Below are 18,542 nucleotides of genomic sequence, written 5' to 3'. Positions count from 1 at the left end.
CAATGATATGTCAAAAGACTATCATGATGAAAAACGTTGGTGGTCTCTTTTTGTTGTCAGAAAGGGGGAAATGAGATGGTAGAGATTGCCCAAGTCTTTAACAATAACAGTGCGTTAGTCAACCTAGGAGATAATCGCCAAGCAATTGTAAAGGGCAAAGGAATCGCTTTTAAGAAGACCAAAGGTGGGCAAGTTGATTCAAGTAAAGTTGAAAATATCTTTTATTTAAATACAAAATCATCACAAGAAAATTTATATTTTTTGCTTAAAGATATTCCAATTGACGTTGTTACTACTACTTACGAAATTATCGATTATGCCAAAAAAGAATTTAATTATAATATTTTAGATTACGTTTATATAACGTTAAGCGATCATATCTTTGGTTCCTACCAGAGATTGCTAGCAAAAACGTATCAAGAAAGTTTGATTCCTGATATGAGTAACCAATATCCGATTGAATATTTGATTGCTAGTCACGGATTGGATGTAATCAATCGCAATTTACGAGTTCACTTTCCAAAGTCAGAAATTAAAAGTATTGCTCTACATTTCATCAATGCTAAAGGCGAAGAATCCAAGGCAGGTGATCTAAAAGAAGACACCACCAAGGAGATCAATGATATCGTAACCAAGATTTTAAATGAGAATAAGATTTATCGCATGGACGGAAATGGAAATTATTTTGATCGGTTTATGATTCATTTACAGTATTTAGCAGGACGCCTTGATAATGAGGACAATGAAGATAGAGATTTCAGTGACAAGTTGGAATCGGAAATGAGAAAAGAGTATCCGCGTTCTTCAAAGATTGCTAAAGAAATATATAGCAATTTGCAAGGAAAATTAGGAACTAATCTCAGTAGTAACGAACTGTTATATTTCATAATTCACATTCAGCGATTAACTCAAGAAAAAACTACAAAGTAAGAGGTAAATTATTATGGCAGTTACAAAAGAAGAAATTTCAATGACAGGATTTGCGATTGTTGCATATGCGGGCGATGCCAAAACAGCTTTGCTTAAGGCTTTGGATAATGCCCGTGAAGGAAAAATCGATGAGGCTAAGAAATTAGTTGAAGAAGCTAATCAATCAATCGTTGATGCTCACAATGAACAAACAAAGCTACTTGCTAATGAAGCAGGTGGAATGGATATGGATGTTACTTTCATCATGGTTCACGGTCAAGATACTTTGATGACAACAATGATGTTAATGGATCAATGTAAGTTCTTTATTGATGAGTATGAACGTATTAATAAGATTGAAAAGAAATTAGATATGAAAGATTAATTATATGAGTATTAAGAAATAAAAATAGAAGGGGATTTTAAAGATGGATGTCATTACTAGTAGAATTGAAAAAATGAAACCCGGATTTGAAAAGATTGCCTCTAATGCATATGTCTCCGCCATTCGTGATGGTTTCATTGCATCAATGCCAATTATCTTATTCTCATCCTTGTTTATTCTAGTTGCATACGTACCAAATGCTTGGGGTTACCATTGGCCAACTAATGTTGAAAATAATATTATGATTGCTTACAACTATTCAATGGGATTACTTGCTTTATTTGTTACTGCAACAACAGCCAAGAATTTAACGGATACAAAGAATCTTGACTTGCCAAAAACAAATCAAATGAATGCTGTTTCTGTTATCTTAGCTGCTGAAATTGCTTTTATTATTAGTGCAATCGTTCAAAATAAAGGTGGAGCCGATCTAACATACTTAGGTACACAAGGTCTAGTTACTTCGTATATTGTTGGTTTGATTGTTCCTAATGTTTACTTTGTATGTATTAAGAACAATGTCACAATTAAGATGCCACCACAGGTACCGCAGAATATTTCACAAACGTTTAAAGATGTTATTCCAATGTTTTTATCAGTAACAATTTTCTGGGCTTTTTCATTACTTTTGGCTACATTTACGGGTAAAAACTTGGCTCAATTGATTATTTCACTACTTGCTCCAATTTTCTCAGCTAGTGATTCTTATCTAGGGTTAGCAATTATTGCCGGAGCCATGGGCTTCTTCTGGTTCGTTGGTGTTCAAGGTCCATCAATTGTTGCACCTGCTGTAGCAGCTATTGAAGTTACAAATACTGCTGACAACTTGAAATTGATTCAAGCTGGACATCAAGCTACTCACGTTTTGGCACAAAATGCTCAAGATTATGTTATGAACATGGGTGGTACTGGTTCAACCTTCGTTTTGGTATTTTTATTCCTATTCTTAGCCAGATCAAAACAACTAAGAGCTTTAGGTAAAGCTGCATTTATTCCAGTCAGTTTCTCAGTTAATGAACCAATTTTGTTTGGTGCTCCAATTATTATGAATCCAATCTTCTTTGTACCATTTGTTGTAACACCAATGGTTAACATTTGCTTATTCAAGTTCTTTATTGAAGTCTTAGGTATGAACGGTATGATGTACACCATGCCATGGGTTATTCCAGCACCAATTGGTATTTTAATTAGTACAGGTTTTGCTCCATTAGCATTTGTTTTTGTTGCTTTGAGTTTGATTCTTGATGTATTTATTTGGCTTCCATTCATGAGAGTTTATGATAATGATCTTCTTGAAACTGAAAATGAAAATGCTATTAAAGAAGGTCTAGTTCCAGATGAAAGTGTTGAAGAAAATAGTACAGACGATTCAACAGTTATGGCATCTTCAGTCGATGATTCTTCAACTGAAACCAAAGCTAGTCCAGTAGATGAATCTGGAAATAATGTTTTTGATAAAGATACGGCTGTCATGGTAATCTGTGCCGGCGGTGGTACTAGTGGTATTTTGGCTAATGCCCTTAATAAAACTGCTAAAGAACGTAACTTGAAATTATCAGCCGCCGCACGTGCCTATGGACAGGATATGAACATGATTCAAGATATGGATCTAGTTATTCTCGCACCACAAATGGATAGTATGAAGGGTAATGTTCAAAAGATTACTGATAAGTACGGAGTTAAATTAGCAACAACTTCAGGAAAAGAATATATCGAATTGACTAGAAATCCGGAGAAATCACTACAATTTGTTAAAGCAAATTTAGCATAGGAGGAGAATATTGATGCTTAAATTACCAAAAGATTTTATAATGGGTGGCGCTAGTGCGGCTTATCAAGTTGAAGGTGCCACTAAAGAAGATGGTAAGGGGAAAGTCCTTTGGGATGATTACTTGGAGAAACAAGGTCGATTCAGTCCCGATCCCGCCGCTGATTTTTATCACAAATATGATGAAGATTTGGCTTTGTCTGAAAAGTATGGTGTGCAAGCAATCCGTGTATCGATTGCATGGTCAAGAATCTTTCCCAATGGAACAACTGATAAGTTAGAACCTCGTGGAGTGGAATATTACCATAAACTGTTTGCTTCATGTAAAAAACATCATATTATTCCATTTGTAACGTTACATCATTTTGATACACCTCTAAAACTTCATGAAATTGGCGATTGGTTAAGCCCAGTAATGCTTGATTCATTTGTTGACTACGCTAAGTATTGTTTCAAAGAATTTCCAGAAGTTAAATATTGGATCACTATTAATGAACCTACATCAATGGCCATTCAACAACATGTATCAGGGACATTCCCACCAGGTGAAAAAGACAGATTTGATAAAGCCTTTCAAGCCGAACATAATCAAAATGTCGCACATGCTAGAATCGTGAATGCTTATAAGAATATGAATTTAGGCGGACAAATTGGAGTTGTTCATGCCTTACAAACAGTTTATCCATTTAGCGATAGTCCAGCAGATAAGCATGCAGCCAAGTTGCAAGATGCTTTTGAAAATCGACTATATTTAGATGGGACTTTAGCTGGAAAATATAGTTCAGAAACCATCTCATTAGTTAAAGAAATATTAGATGCCAATAATCAACCGATGTTTAAGAGTACCGAAGAAGAAATGAAAGAACTTGATAAAGCTGCTCACCAACTTGATTTTGTTGGTGTTAATAATTACTTTAGTAAGTGGATTAAAGCATATGATGGTGACTCAGAGACCGTTCATAACGGTACTGGTGCTAAAGGTACATCCGTTTCAAGACTGCATGGAATTGGTGAAGAACGAAAGCCTGATGGTATCGAAACGACAGACTGGGATTGGTCAATTTATCCTAAGGGGATGCATGATATCCTTATGAGGATTCATGATGAATACCCACTAGTACCAGCAACTTATGTTACTGAAAATGGTATTGGCTTGAAAGAAAGCTTACCAAGTAACGCAACTGACGATACTATCATTGATGATCCAAAACGAATCGATTATTTAAGAAAGTATTTTGCCGCTATTATTGATGCAATCAATGATGGTGCTAATGTTAAAGGTTACTTCATTTGGTCATTACAAGATCAGTTCTCTTGGACTAATGGTTATAGTAAACGTTATGGTCTGTTTTTCGTAGACTTTCCAACTCAGAAGCGTTATGTAAAGAAGAGTGCATATTGGTTTAAGAAACTCAGTGAAACACACGAATTAGAAGATGAATTTCAATTTTCCTCGAATTGATTTAATCTTTAAATAATAATTTGCCCAGTAGTGTTAATGAAAACAGGCGTTAATGCTACACATTATTTACCGAAAAGTTTGTTTTTAATATGAGACTTGATTTCTGTCTCCCCTAGGTATTAAAAATAGATTAACCGTTGGAAATATGAAGAAGTTCTGAGATATTAATTTATCCCAGAACTTTTTTAGTTCAAAATATTACAATATAAATAGCGGAATATAAAGGGGGATAAATAAATGTCATATAAAGTAATCGCATTAGATTTAGATGATACATTACTGACATCACAAAAAACTATTTCTAAACAAAATAAAGTAGCTATTAAGAATGCTCTAGATAAAGGAATTAAAGTGGTTTTGTGTTCAGGAAGAACTCATAACGCCGTTATAAAGTTTGCTAAATCATTAGGAATTAGTGGTAAAAATCAATATATGATAACTAATGGTGGAGCGATTATTGAGAACATGACTGGTGAAATCATGTATCAAGAAATGATGAGTAATACATTTTATCGGGAATTTGTTGCTTTTGTTAAGAAACATAAACTTCACTATAATGTTGTTGATAATAAAGGGAATACTTATACGAGCTATGACACTTGGTTGGATAAATATACGATCATGCAAGCTTTTGAAAATGCTAATGGATTATATATTAAGGAACCGGATGATTTACCAAACAATTTTGAAATTGTGAAAGCAATTATTAATGGAAGTGCTACTGAACTTGATGAAATTTCGGATATGGTTCATGCACGTTTTGACAAGAATTATTTTGTTGTTAGAACTGGATTGGGTTTTTTAGAGATTTTTCCAAAACATGTTAATAAAGGTAATGCTATTCAAGAATTAGTTGATAAGTTGGGAATTAGTATATCTGATGTAATTGCAATGGGTGATAGGGATAATGATTTACCAATGTTGAAAATTGTTGGCAAAGGAATAGCTATGGGGAATGCTTTACCAGAGGTTAAATCTGCCGCTGATTTTGTGACGACTGACAATAATCATAGTGGAGTCGGTATCGCAATTGAAAAATTTGTACTCTAAATAATATATGAGGGGGAATATATGAAGTTAACCATTAAACAAGTTTTTAACAATAACTCAGCAATTGTCGATTTAGATTCAAGTCAAAAAGCCATCGTCAAAGGGAAAGGGATAGCCTTTAATAAATCCAAGGGTTCAAAAATTGATAGTTCGAAAATAGAAAAGATTTTCTATCTGGATACAGTCGATTCCCAAAAAAATCTCTATTTTTTATTAAAGGATATCCCAATTGATGTTGTAACTACCACGTATGAAATTGTTGATTATGCAAGGAAACAATTTAATTATTCAGTTGAAGATTATATTTACATTACCTTAAGTGATCATATCTATGGCGCTTATAAGCGATATATGGAGGGTGATTATCAGCCGAGTCATATTCCTGATATGAGTGATAAGTATATTGAGGAATACCTGATTGCCAGCGCTGGGGTGAATATCATCAATCAAAACTTAAAAATTAATTTACCAAGTTCAGAGATTAGAAATATTGCTTTACATTTTATTAACGCCCATACCAATGTGGAAACAACTGCAGTGGATTTAACGAAAAAAGTGGACTTTACCAAGTTAATAAAAAGAGTTTTATTAAGAAATAACATTTTTCGGACTAAGAGTAATCGTAATTATTACGATCGGTTCATGGTTCATTTGCAATATTTAGAACAAAGATTGAATAATATGTCGGCCGATACTAAATTTGATCGTAAGTTTGAGTTGGAAATGGAACGAGATTATCCTGGTTCAACGTCGATTGCCAAACAAGTATCAGCAGAGATAAAAAAAGCTCGTGGTGTTGAGCTTAATAATAAGGAACTGTTGTATTTCATTATCCATATTCAGCGAATTACTCAGGAAGACGGACTCAATGATGCTAGATAAGTTTATTAAAAAATATATCTACTTTATTCCAAATTTAGCTATTTATTAGAAAAAAAGAAATTTTTTGAAAAAAATACCATTTAATACTGGAATTAAATTAGAAAATATTTAATAATGTTAATAAATTATTTAACTGCTTAAGCTGAATATGGAAAAGGGGACGAAATATATGAGCAAAGTGATTGGTATAACTGCAGACATATATACTGGAGCTACTTCGGTGATCAATCAAAAACTAATGGATTTTGTACCACGTCCGGCGGTCGATGGGGTAGTAGCGGCAGGTGGAATTCCTGTTAGTTTGCCATATATCCCCAAAGAACAGATCAATGGCTTGATTGAACGTTTAGATGGAATTATTGTCCCTGGTGGACCTGATATTGACCCAACTTTTATGGGAGAAGAACCTATTCCCCAATTAGGCGCTACCAATCGTAACCGAGATATTTTTGAGATTGCCTTAATCAGAACCGCGATGGCTAAAAAAGTGCCTCTTTTGGGTATTTGTCGGGGACACAAATTATTAATGTAGCTCTTGGCGGAACGGTCTATCAAGATTTAAATACGCAATATCCTGGTAAAGTTTTGAAACACCATCAAGATGCTCCAGGAGATCAACCAACTCATTTTATTTCGGTTGACCATGATTCAGCTTTGTTTAAAACCATTAGTGACAATGTTTTTGTCAATTCTAGACATCATCAAGCAATTAAAGATGTAGCAACGGACTTAAGAGTGGTTGCCGAAGCTCCAGACGGAGTTATTGAAGGAATAGAAAACGACGATGCTTCGATTCAAGGGGTTCAATGGCATCCCGAAAATATGTGGCAGCATGATTCTCGGCAACTAGATTTATTTAAAGCATTTATTGATCGAACTTAAAGATTAGACTAATTATGAGAAAGTGGAACAAAACATGCTCGAAAGCTATGTTTTGTTCCACTTTTATATTGCAGATTTAAAGATAATAATAGCTTTGTCCCAAACTTTTGTGGTTAGTCTTTTTGATTAGAAATATATTAATTATATTATAGAAAAATTGACAATGATTTTCAGAGTGCTAGGCTTTACTTTAAAATTAAAAAAAGAGGTAAAGAATTCATGAGTAATTTAACTGAAAATATTATCAATGCAAACATTCTAAACGGAGCTACTAAGCTAGTCGAACAATTGTCAGTAGTTATGGGATTAGAGCATGGTGAGTTTTCAGTTAACGACCTTCTACAGCCAGAATTTCTTGAACCTGTTCAGCAGATCCAGCAGCCGGAACAGAGCGTATTTCGCGTAATCAATCAAAAAAATCTGAATATATATAGAAGGTAAAAATCATGAAACAAGTTATCTCAGTCGATGCAGCACCAACTGTTCATTCAACAACTAAGTCTAAAAAAATGGGCTTTTGGACAGTATTATTATTTGGAATCAATAGTATTATTGGGTCAGGTATTTTTCTGTTACCTAATGAGGGGATGCGTCTGTTCGGTCCCGCCAGTATCTTTGTTTTAATGTTTGATGCCATTTTAGTTTTGACGATTGGTTTGTGTTTTGCTGAAGATTCTAGTCTGTTTTCTGAGACAGGAGGCGCATATGTTTATGCTAAAGCAGCCTTTGGTGATTTTGTCGGTTATGAAGTTGGTTTTGTAACGTGGACGATTAGAATCATTGCCGAAGGAACTTTATATGTAGGTTTTGCGACTGCTGTTGCCGGAGTATTTCCAGCTCTAAATAATCCCATTGCCAAAGATATAATTGTTACGGTAATGGCTTTGACGTTAATGGTGACCAATCTCTTTGGTATCAAAGTTGCATCGATTTTAAATAATACGGTGACTATTTCTAAGTTATTACCATTAGTGATTTTTATTGCGGTGGGGATTTGGTTTATTAAAGGTGGTAACTTCACACCCCTAGTACCAGCGTCCGTTGCCAATAAGGGTTCGTTTGCTAAAGCGGCTATGACGATGTTTTTTGTCTTTACAGGAATTGAAAGTTCAGTCGTAGCTGCTGGTGAAATGAAAAAACCTAAGAAAGATTTACCACGGGTTCTTATTATCGTTATTTTGGCTGTAGCGGCGTTTTATATTTTGGTTCAAACTGTTTGTATCGGTGTGTTAGGAACATCTTTAGCTCAAAGTACGACACCAATTCAGGATGCTTTTGGGAAAATGGTTGGTAATTTTGGTAGTTACTTAGTTGCGGCTGGAACGTTAATGTCCATTGGAGGGGTAGGCTTTTCTACATCATTCATTACTCCAAGATTTGGCGTTGCGATGGCTGAACATGGTATGATGCCTAAATTTTTAACACATAAAAATCGGTTTGGCGTTCCTCATAATGCAATTATTATTTCAGCACTTTTAGGATTATTAGTAGCCGTTTCAGGTAGCTTCAATACTTTGGTTCAAATTAGTGCTGTATCACGATTTGCCCAGTATATTCCTAGTTGTTTGGCAGTGTTGATTTTTCGAAAGACGATGAAGAATCGCAAGTCAGGTTTCAAAATTCCTTTTGGTGGGTTGATTCCTGTAATTGCAATTACTATCTCACTTTGGTTATTAGCTCAGACAAGCATTTCTAATTTAATCTGGGGTTTCGGTGCTTTATTAGTGGCGGTTCCATTTTATTTTCTAACTAAAAAGAATTTTGTTAAGTAATGTTTGGTAGTTAAATATGCCGCCTACAAGAGCAAGAAATTTTGGTCACTATGGGGACCGATTCGAGCCAGGGTGCGGTCTCGAATCTCGCTTTTGAACCTCGCAGAGAGCGCGAGTTTCAAAAGTCGTCCCGTGGTGTAGGCGCTAAAGCGCCAACGCCACCTTCACAGTGACCAAAATTTCTTGCTCTTTCCGGCTAGTTTTTTCGGTATGGTCTCATAATTGGATGAAATTATATTGTGATGGCTTAGAAATGAATGATTTAACGTTATTAAATGCATAGATTACTACAAAAAAATAGCAATAAGAAAATATCCATTTGTGTTGAGGATAAATTCTTATTGCTATTTTTAGGTTGAACTTAAATCATTTCTAATGGTTCATCATGTTTAGGAGCGGGGTATGTCTTATCTAAGAGTTCTAATTCATCATTAGTAAAAGTGATGTCGACCGCTTCAATGTTACTTTGCATATGTTCAGGTGAACCGGTCTTTGGAATGCTGAGTAGATCGTGATTACGCAAAACCCAGGCTAACAACAATTGGTGTGTAGTGACATGTTTTTGCTGAGCCATTTTTTCTAGTACTGGTTGGATCTTCAAGTATTCACTACCATCGGATCCGAATGGAGAATAACCAATGAATGAAACATGGTGTTCTTTTTGCCAGGGGAGAACTGAATATTCGATGCCACGGCTTCCAATATTGTAAAGGTCCTCGTTGATGCGGCAATTTTGGCCGTTAGGGAGGCTGAAGAGTTCTTCCAAATCGTTACGATCAAAGTTTGAAACGCCCCAGTTTTTAATCAAACCGGCTTTAACCATTTGTTCCAAGCCGGCCACTGTTTCGATTAAAGGTGTTTGACCACGCCAGTGAAGTAAGTATAAGTCTAAATAATCAGTTTGGAGTCGTTTCAAGCTAGCTTTGAGGCTTTCTTCAATTAGTTTTGGTGTGGCATGGTAAGGGTAAAATTTAGAGATAAGTTGGAAGTTTTGACGATTATAATCCTTGATGACATTGCCAACAAGTGTTTCGGATTTACCTTCACCATACATTTCTGCAGTATCAATAACGTTGATACCATGGTCTAAACCGTATCGGATGGCGTTCATTTCTGATTCAGTTTTCTTGTTATTTCCTTCACCAATGTGCCAAGTTCCAATACCAATGGCGGAAGTATTTTGGTGGTTAAATGTGATAGATTTCAAATTGAAACCTCGCTTTCAAAAGGATTAATATTTAAAATATTGAATATCTTTGTAAACGATAACAATACTATTATAGAGCTATTCTATAAAATTTAAAATGATGACGATTTTAGTGTGAAATCATTGTAAAAATATATTTACAAAAAGTTGAACCCCATGTAATATGAAAAAGAAGTGAAAAATTTAACTAATGCAGAGCTTCAAATAAAAAAAGGGGTTAAGTATATATGAATATGTACTTAGTAGTTAATGTCATAGGTGTAATCGCCTTTTTAGCAATCGGTTTTTTGTTCTCGAAGGATAAGAAAAATATCCAATGGAAATCAATTGCTATTATGGTAGTTTTGAACTTATTCTTAGCTTGGTTTTTGACTAGTTTTGACATCGGTCGTGCAATCGTTTCTGGAGCTGCTGATGGTTTCAACTGGTTAGTTCAAGTGGCGTACGTCGGAATTGAATTTGCTTTACCTAGTTGGGTTCATGTGAAGAGTATGGACTTCGTTACTAGCGCATTGTTACCAATTCTTTTGATCGTACCACTGTTTGATATTTTAACTTATATCGGTGTTTTACCATTTATTATCAAATGGATCGGTAAAGGTTTGTCATTCATCACCGGCCAACCAAAGTTTGAATCATTCTTTGCGGTTGAAATGATGTTTTTGGGTAATACAGAAGCTTTAGCTGTTTCAAGTTTACAATTGAAACAAATTAAAGCCCAAAGAAATGTTACTTTGGCTATGATGTCAATGAGTTGTGTTACTGCATCAATTATTGGCTCATATATTCAAATGATGCCTGGTCAGTTTATTTTAACGGCCATTCCGATTAATATCATTAATTCAATTATCGTAACAAGTTTGTTAAATCCTGTTACGGTTACATCAGAAGAAGACACTATCGCCAAGTTACACGGTCAAGGTGAAGGTGATAAAAAAGAACCATTCTTCTCATTTTTGGGTGATTCAATTTTGGGCGCCGGTCGCTTGATTTTGATCATTGCTGCCAATGTTATTGCCTTCGTTGCTTTAGCTGCTTTAATTGATAAGATTCTCCAATTAGTTAACCCTTGGTTGACTTTGGAACATATTCTAGGAATCATTATGTATCCATTCGCCTGGTTACTAGGATTGAATGGTCACGATTCGTTCCAAATGGCTCAATATATGGGTACTAAGTTAGTTACAAATGAATTTGTTGTTATGGGTAAAGTTACCGGAATCATTAAGAATTTCGATCCCCATTTCAAAGCCGTTCTAACAGTCTTCATTACTTCATTCGCTAATTTCTCAACCTTAGGTATGATTATCGGTTGTTTCAAGGGAATTGTTGATAAAGAAAAGAACGACGTTATTTCTAAAAACGTTGGTTACATGTTGCTTTCAGGTATTTTGGTATCACTTCTGTCAGCAGCCTTTGTTGGATTGTTTGTTTGGTAATTGTGAATGTAAATAGGTTCTTCAGTTTTGGTTACACGCCGACTGAGGAACCTATTTTTTGTTCGTTAAAAATTGTATGGTTCTAAATCCAGGCATCAGAAAGTGACTTTATTACGGGATTTACTAGTTCACGTTGTTCTTTTAAATAAGAGGCATAAAATTCCATAGTTGCTTCTTTGTCACTAATAGGGATTTCAACTCGATCATCATTTTCATTGTCGGCATGAGTAACATCAATTTTGGAAATATTAGTGCTAAAGTATGGAAAATTAGAGTATTTGGTTATTTCAGTAAAGGCATCAATTTGACTTTGATAAAGAAATTTAGCATTAGGGATATGAGTTTGGATAATTTGTTTCCAGATACCAATATCAATTAAAACAATGAAACTAGTTCCTTTGAGCTCTGAAAATTTAACAGAGTTTTTATTAGCTAAATAGGTGAATTTATCTAAGTTAACCGATAACTTTTCAGTACCAATAAACCGCGATTCAATATCGTCAGTTAAAATTTCCTGATTAGTTATGATTAAGGAAAAATTATTTTGCCTGAGCAGTGTAGCAACTGAGTCAGGAGTAATAAATTGATCGGTTAAGTTGGCATTTGATGGTAATTCGATTGTCTTTAAGGCAATCAGTGGACCTGGTGCGACGGAAGCAATTTTAATTTGGTGATGTGCTTCTTCAAAGTCTCTAACAACCGTCAACTTTCGGTCAATGTGATGCGATTAGGCTGACGATCAAACAGCTTCACACCAAAATCTTCTTCAAGTTTTTGCATACCGCGAGTAATAGTTGGCTGTGTGACCATCAATTGTTTAGCTGTTTCAGCAAGAGTCTTATATTTAGCAAAGGTAACCAGTTCTTCTAACAAGTAGTTTTCAATCATTAGTCTGCTCCTTAGTATACGTCAATCGTATAGTAGCATGTTTATCTAGTAATTTTCAAAGATAAGCTTTGGCTTTAGAATGAATTCATCACTTGGATAAAGAGGTCCAACAAATGCAAACTACTAAAATAAAAAGAGGGTATTTATGATGGAAAATATTTTATTGAATGATGGTAATAAGATTCCAGCAGTTGGATTTGGAGTCTTTCGAATTCCCAACGATGGATCAACTTACAAAGCTGTTTTACAAGCATTAAAGGTTGGTTATCGTCATATTGATACAGCGGCAGCATATTTTAATGAAGCTGAAGTTGGTAAGGCGATTGCTGATAGTGGTATTGATCGAAAAGACATCTTTGTTACTAGTAAATTATGGCTTCAAGATTATGGTTATGAGGCGGCCAAGAAGGGATTAGCGACTTCATTAAAGAAACTAGGCTTAGATTATATCGATCTATATTTGCTACACCAGCCTTATGGGGATGTAGTTGGAGCTTGGAAGGCCTTAGAAGAAGGCCAGAAAAATGGACAAATTAAGTCGATTGGTGTCAGCAATATGACCCCTAAGATTTGGAATAACTTTGTACCACAATTTAAGACTTTGCCTGCTGTTAACCAAGTTGAATTTAATCCTTATTTTCAACAGGTTGAATTACGTAAAGTTTTAGCTCCAGCTGATGTTAAAATTGAGGCTTGGGGACCTTTGGGACAAGGTAATAGTGAATTGTTTGCTGAACCATTGATTAAACAATTGTCTGAAAAATATCATAAAGATGCCGGTCAAATTATTTTAAGATTTGAAAATCAATTGGGTATTATTGTATTGCCAAAATCAACTCATGAGACACGTATGAAGAGTAATATGGAGTTATTTGACTTTGAACTGACGAATTCCGAAATGGAGGCAATGACAAAATTGGATAAAGGTCATGGTTCACATAATCCAGATGCACCGGGTGTAGAGTCGATGCTTCTGTCAGCTTTTGATGTTCACTCTAATGACTAGAATCAGGGACAAAACTAATATTATTTTTAAACATGCAGCATAGACGTGGAATAAAACATAGCTTTTTCCACTCAAAACAAATAGCTCCAGCAATCCAAAATCGGATTACTGGGGCTATTTGCCTTAATACTCGAAAGTTGAGCATGTTTTGTCCCACTATTTGCTTAATTTAAATATTGTAAAGCTTGATCAAATGTTTCAATCATATGTGTGGGTTTTACAATTAAGTCGATTATTAAAATAAAAATCAGTCTAACCATTTAAAGACTTTATCGATGTTTTCACCCCAAGTTTTCCAGGAATGATTACCCTTTACAGGCATCCAAGTGTAACGACCTTTAGCATGAATTGAGAGAAAGTTTTTAAACATGATGTTATCTTCATGCATAAAATCTTCATCGCCACAAAGTGTCAAAATTTGTTGTTGCGGTTGATGTTTATTGTAAATATTAGTTAATTGATTTTGAGCAATTTCTTCAGGACTAGTGAAGATACTGTCGAAGGTATTTTTGGGCATTGGTCCTTTAGGATTGTCACGAAAGTGTTCAATGTCAGTAATCGGTGAGAGGGCTGCTACTTTGCTGAATTGAAGATCATTTAAAAAGGCTATTTTCAAAGCTCCGTAACCACCCATACTGGAACCGACGATATAGTTTTGAGCGCGACTCTTTGAGATGGGCAATAGATTTTGCATTTTAGGAATAAATTCGTCAATAAAGTAAGAATAGTAAGGGATGAAATTAGAGTCAGAATAAAAGGCATTGCGACCTTCAGGCATAATGATGACCCAGTTGTGTTCCCTAGCCATTTTTTCAACGTTAACATGTCGGATCCAAGCAGAGTCATCACCAGTGTAACCGTGTAATAGCCAAACTGCCGTATAGTCATGTTTGTTAGTATCAGGAACTACCACGGTTGTTTTGAAGTAAGTGTGTAAATAATTAGTTCGATAACTAAGATTCATTAAAACCATTGTAAAAGCCTCGCCTTATTGTAGATTCAATCAAATAATAAGCATTATTTAAGAAAAAGTCCATTCATGCCCTTGAACAAGCAATTATTTGTGTTCGTATTGATATTTTTTGAAATATAAGTAATTAACGTAGAGCTGGAGAGTGTCCGTTAAGTCATGTAAATTAAGTCCAAAATATTCAGAAATATTATTTAAGCGATAATTAGTCGTATTGCGGTGAATGTTCAAAGCCTGGGATGTATCCGTTACGTTACCGTTATGTTTGAAATACGAATCTAAGGTTTCGAGCAGTTCCAGACCGGAGTTTGTTTTTAAGAAACCCTTGAAAATGTCCAATGTGTGGTTGGAATGCAGATTGCTTTCTAAAAGATGATTCAAAAAACTTATTTGCTTGAAGTAATAAATATCGGTCAATTCTAATTCGGTACTAACCGTTATTGTATCTTGAGCTTGTTTGACAGCCTCTTTGAGATTGATTGTGCGATTGCTAATACCAATTTTTAAATGATTATCCTGACAAAATTTAAGATAGCGGAGTAAGTCTGATTTGTTTTTTGTGATAATGAGTTGTTGGTTAGTAGTTTTACTAAAGCTGAAATCAGTTGGGTTAAGTTGAAGTTTGACTAACGATTTAGCCGCGATTATAACGGCATAACGCTTGACCGATAAATCGATTTTTAGTGTTTGGGCACGAAGTCTCAACTCATCGTTATTTAAGATATTGTCAGTACTAGTCCATTGATAAAGAAAATGATTCAGACTTTCCTTGCGCTGATTTTCAAGTTTGGTGCTGTTGATTTGAGAAATCAATAATTCGGTAGAAATTTTAAGTAGGGATGCTAAAGGCGTTACTTTTTTCGGATCACCAGTAATTCCAATAACTCCGATAGTTTCACCATTGAATTCGACAGGAATATTGACACCGGGCTGACCAAATTTACCAAAAGATTCGACCATGGGTTTAGTTTTACCACTTTGAATCGTGTCAATCGCACCAATGTGAAGAGTATTTATCCGTTCTTTATTACCACTAGCAATGATGTAACCTTTTTCGTTCATCATATTAATATTGTAGGGGACACTCTCCATCATTTTATCAACGATTGATTGTGCCAGATTCGGGTCTAGTTTCATTTTATTTACTTCCTTGTGCATTATTATGCAATCTTTCATGAAAACGGTAAGCTTATGATTTGTGCATATAAATATTTTACAATATTTTTTTGGATTGAAACATTGATTTAACAGGAAATATATTTAAAATTTAAAAGAATTTCCAAAAACCTTTGTGCATTTGTACATTGATTTAGCTAAGTTATCACTGTATTATACACTCGTTAATTAATTGTTAAAAACTTAACAAGAGGAATGTTTTCGAGGAAGGGTGTATTTGGAAGAATGGTTATTGCTTGGTGGGCAGCATTATTAGGACTGCTTTTAGCGATTGGTTTAATTTTATTTCGAGTTAATCCGGTCTATGCTTTGATGTTCGGTGCAATTGTTGGTTGTTTAGTAGGTGGATTGTCACTTGCACAAACGACAGATACGATTGTAAAAGGAAGCTCTGGTGTGATGGGCACGATAGTTCGAGTAATTGCGGCTGGAGTTTTAGCTGGGGTAATGATGGAATCTGGTGCCGCTAACGTCATTGCTTCAAATATTGTCAATCGTTTTAGTGATCGATTAGCGATACTAGCTTTAGCATTATCAACTATGGTTTTGACAGGTGTTGGTATCTTTATCCCAGTCGCCGTGTTGATTGTTGCTCCAATTGCCTTAGAAGTTGGTCAAAAGATGCATTACAGTAAGCTTTCATTACTAGTGGCATTGTCTGGTGGTGGTAAAGCGGGTAACGTTATTTCACCTAATCCAAATACGATTGCGGCAGCTAAGGGCTTCAATGTTGATTTATCACAGGTAATGATTGCCGATTTTATTCCAGCAATTGTTGGTTTGATTGTGACAGTAATTTTAGCAACATTGATCAAAAATCGGGGAGAGTTTGTGGCGGACACCAAAAAGTTTGAAACTAAGACTCAAGCTGATTTGCCTAGTTTGAGAACAGCGATTGTTACGCCGTTAGTGGCTGTTGTATTATTATTGATTACTCCATTAGGCGATATTTTAGGTATTAAGTCATTGGCATCATTTAACTTAGATGCGATGTATATTTTGCCAATTGCTGGTTTGATTGGTGCGATTGCTATGGGACAGAGTAAGAAATTCTTAGTCTACATGCAAAAAGGCTTAGCCCGAATGACGGATGTTGTTTTGATTTTAATTGGTGCTGGTGCGATTGCTGGGCTAGTTTCAGTCTCTAACTTGCCCCAAAAGGTAGTTGAAATTGTTCAAGCTTCAGGTATTTCGGGAACATTCTTGGCACCGATTGCCGGTATTTTGATGGCTGCTGCCACAGCTTCGACATCGACGGGTGTTATTCTTGCTTCTAATTCCTTTAGCAAGTCAATTCTGTCCTTTGGAATTTCGGGGACAGGTGCAGCTGCCATGGTTCATACTGGTGCCACAGTTATTGATCAATTGCCACACGGTAACTACTTCCATGTCACGGCCAAAGCGGTTGATATGCACTTTAAAGAACGTATGAGTGTCGTCTTTTGGGAAATGCTGGTTGGACTTTCCATGACGATTGTTGCAACGTTAATGTATGGAAATTTGTTCTAGAGGTGGGATATAAATGAAAATTGTTTTGGCTCCAGATTCTTATAAAAATTCTTTAACAGCTAAGGAAGTTGCTCAATCCTTACGTAAGGGTTTTGAGCGAGTTTATCCTGATGCTGAATATGTTAATGTTCCCATGGCTGATGGTGGCGAGGGAACAGTTCAGTCATTAGTTGATGCGAAAAATGGGCAAATGGTTACCGAACAAGTAATTAATCCGTTAGGTAACAAAGCGGAAGCACATTATGGTCTGATTGATGATGGTCAAGTGGCAGTCATCGAAATGGCCGAAGCTAGTGGTATCCAATATATTAATCAATTTACCCAAAATCCTTATATTACAACTACTTTTGGAACGGGTGAATTAATTAAATCAGCAATTAAACATGGGGCTAAAACGGTAATCATTGGAATTGGTGGTTCAGCTACGAATGATGGTGGTGCTGGTATGGCGCAAGCCTTAGGTGCCCATTTAATTGATGATAAAGGTGAAGAATTACAATATGGCGGTGCTATGTTGCAAAAGCTTGATCATATCGATATTTCAGAAATGTTACCTGAATTAGCCGATGTAAAGGTCATTATTGCTTCAGATGTAACGAATCCCTTAACAGGCCCCGATGGTGCTAGTCAGGTCTTCGGACCCCAAAAAGGTGCTAGTCCAGAAATGGTCGAGTTTTTGGATCAAGCATTGTCACATTATGCTGATATTTTAAAACGTGATTTACATAAAGATCTTGAACAAGTCGCTGGTGCCGGTGCTGCGGGTGGATTAGGAGCTGGTTTATTAGCCTTTACCAACTCTCAAATGCGCTCAGGTGTTGACATTGTAGTTGATTATACCGATTTGAAGTCGAAAGTTAAGGATGCTGACGTTGTTGTTACAGGCGAAGGACAAATTGATTTTCAAACTAAATTTGGTAAGACCCCAATTGGAGTAGCTAAGGCCACTAAAGCTGTTAATCCTGATACAACAGTTATCGCCGTGGCTGGTTCAATTGGTAAAAAGATTTCAGAATTATATCCATTAGGCATTGATGCCATTTTCACCTGTGTTCCGGGTGTTGAAGAACTATCGACTGCCATTAAAAATACAGACCAGAACCTACAACAAGTAGCCGAGAATATCGGCCGCTTAATCAAAAATACGAAACAAAACTAAAATTTTATTGTGAAAAAGAAAAAAGAGTGTGATAAAACATACTCTTTTTTCGATTCTTAAAACAAATGGCTCCAGCAA

At 35.6% G+C, this 18,542-nt stretch carries 15 protein-coding genes and 2 pseudogenes; 13 read left to right on the top strand and 4 right to left on the bottom strand.

All coding sequences use genetic code 11. The features are described 5' to 3' along the window. Nucleotides 1-75: 75 nt before the first annotated feature. The 9 genes and pseudogenes from D1B17_RS07205 to D1B17_RS07165 all read left to right on the top strand — a co-directional run bounded on the left by D1B17_RS07205 (nucleotide 76) and on the right by D1B17_RS07165 (nucleotide 9,110). Nucleotides 76-930, top strand: coding sequence for a PRD domain-containing protein (locus D1B17_RS07205; protein WP_120142335.1), 855 nt, complete (start codon nucleotides 76-78; stop codon nucleotides 928-930). 13 nt (nucleotides 931-943) lie between these two features. Then, on the top strand, nucleotides 944-1,294 hold the full coding sequence (locus tag D1B17_RS07200; RefSeq protein ID WP_120142336.1) for a PTS lactose/cellobiose transporter subunit IIA: 351 nt from the start codon (nucleotides 944-946) through the stop codon (nucleotides 1,292-1,294). A gap of 43 nt (nucleotides 1,295-1,337) precedes the next feature. Beyond that, a complete protein-coding gene (locus D1B17_RS07195) occupies nucleotides 1,338-3,065 on the top strand; it encodes a PTS lactose transporter subunit IIBC (RefSeq protein ID WP_120142337.1) in 1,728 nt (575 codons plus the stop codon). 13 nt (nucleotides 3,066-3,078) lie between these two features. Beyond that, nucleotides 3,079-4,524, top strand: coding sequence for a 6-phospho-beta-galactosidase (gene lacG, locus D1B17_RS07190; RefSeq protein ID WP_420868394.1), 1,446 nt, complete (start codon nucleotides 3,079-3,081; stop codon nucleotides 4,522-4,524). Nucleotides 4,525-4,761: 237 nt separating this feature from the next. Next, nucleotides 4,762-5,574 (top strand): Cof-type HAD-IIB family hydrolase, encoded by an 813-nt coding sequence (locus tag D1B17_RS07185; RefSeq protein ID WP_120142339.1) that lies wholly within the window; start codon nucleotides 4,762-4,764, stop codon nucleotides 5,572-5,574. A gap of 21 nt (nucleotides 5,575-5,595) precedes the next feature. Next, complete coding sequence (locus tag D1B17_RS07180; RefSeq protein ID WP_120142340.1) at nucleotides 5,596-6,456, top strand: PRD domain-containing protein; 861 nt, start codon at nucleotides 5,596-5,598, stop codon at nucleotides 6,454-6,456. A gap of 148 nt (nucleotides 6,457-6,604) precedes the next feature. Further along, nucleotides 6,605-7,338 (top strand): annotated as a pseudogene (locus D1B17_RS13000) (gamma-glutamyl-gamma-aminobutyrate hydrolase family protein). Between the two features lie 219 nt (nucleotides 7,339-7,557). Beyond that, nucleotides 7,558-7,779, top strand: a complete 222-nt coding sequence (locus D1B17_RS07170) for a hypothetical protein (protein ID WP_120142341.1) — start codon at nucleotides 7,558-7,560, stop codon at nucleotides 7,777-7,779. Nucleotides 7,780-7,784: 5 nt separating this feature from the next. Further along, nucleotides 7,785-9,110: an APC family permease gene (locus D1B17_RS07165; protein WP_120142342.1), complete on the top strand. Its 1,326-nt coding sequence runs from the start codon at nucleotides 7,785-7,787 to the stop codon at nucleotides 9,108-9,110. Between the two features lie 361 nt (nucleotides 9,111-9,471). Here the strand turns inward: D1B17_RS07165 and D1B17_RS07160 are convergent, their stop codons facing one another. Next, nucleotides 9,472-10,317 (bottom strand): aldo/keto reductase, encoded by an 846-nt coding sequence (locus tag D1B17_RS07160; protein WP_120142343.1) that lies wholly within the window; start codon nucleotides 10,315-10,317, stop codon nucleotides 9,472-9,474. A 233-nt stretch (nucleotides 10,318-10,550) separates the two neighbouring features. Here D1B17_RS07160 and D1B17_RS07155 point away from each other — a divergent pair, with 233 nt between their 5' ends. Continuing rightward, entirely contained in the window at nucleotides 10,551-11,756 is a 1,206-nt protein-coding gene (locus tag D1B17_RS07155) for a NupC/NupG family nucleoside CNT transporter (RefSeq protein ID WP_120144232.1), read from the top strand. A gap of 82 nt (nucleotides 11,757-11,838) precedes the next feature. Here the strand turns inward: D1B17_RS07155 and D1B17_RS07150 are convergent. After that, nucleotides 11,839-12,644 (bottom strand): annotated as a pseudogene (locus D1B17_RS07150) (LysR family transcriptional regulator). Nucleotides 12,645-12,789: 145 nt separating this feature from the next. Between D1B17_RS07150 and D1B17_RS07145 the strand changes: the two are divergent. Beyond that, the gene (locus D1B17_RS07145) at nucleotides 12,790-13,650 is read left to right on the top strand and encodes an aldo/keto reductase (RefSeq protein WP_120142344.1); all 861 of its coding nucleotides are present in this window, start codon (nucleotides 12,790-12,792) and stop codon (nucleotides 13,648-13,650) included. Between the two features lie 247 nt (nucleotides 13,651-13,897). Here D1B17_RS07145 and D1B17_RS07140 read toward each other — a convergent pair whose 3' ends face one another. Next, entirely contained in the window at nucleotides 13,898-14,623 is a 726-nt protein-coding gene (locus D1B17_RS07140) for an alpha/beta hydrolase (RefSeq protein WP_120142345.1), read from the bottom strand. An 84-nt stretch (nucleotides 14,624-14,707) separates the two neighbouring features. Then, the gene (locus D1B17_RS07135) at nucleotides 14,708-15,757 is read right to left on the bottom strand and encodes a CdaR family transcriptional regulator (RefSeq protein WP_166806642.1); all 1,050 of its coding nucleotides are present in this window, start codon (nucleotides 15,755-15,757) and stop codon (nucleotides 14,708-14,710) included. A 264-nt stretch (nucleotides 15,758-16,021) separates the two neighbouring features. Here D1B17_RS07135 and D1B17_RS07130 point away from each other — a divergent pair, with 264 nt between their 5' ends. Together D1B17_RS07130 and D1B17_RS07125 are read left to right on the top strand one after the other, a co-directional pair. Continuing rightward, nucleotides 16,022-17,305 (top strand): GntP family permease, encoded by a 1,284-nt coding sequence (locus D1B17_RS07130; RefSeq protein ID WP_120142347.1) that lies wholly within the window; start codon nucleotides 16,022-16,024, stop codon nucleotides 17,303-17,305. Nucleotides 17,306-17,318: 13 nt separating this feature from the next. Continuing rightward, on the top strand, nucleotides 17,319-18,464 hold the full coding sequence (locus D1B17_RS07125) for a glycerate kinase family protein (protein ID WP_120142348.1): 1,146 nt from the start codon (nucleotides 17,319-17,321) through the stop codon (nucleotides 18,462-18,464). Nucleotides 18,465-18,542: the final 78 nt, after the last annotated feature.

Origin of the sequence: Companilactobacillus zhachilii (genome assembly GCF_003606365.2) — a bacterium.
Taxonomy (GTDB): domain Bacteria; phylum Bacillota; class Bacilli; order Lactobacillales; family Lactobacillaceae; genus Companilactobacillus; species Companilactobacillus zhachilii.
This window is presented reverse-complemented; position numbering and strand designations above follow the sequence as displayed.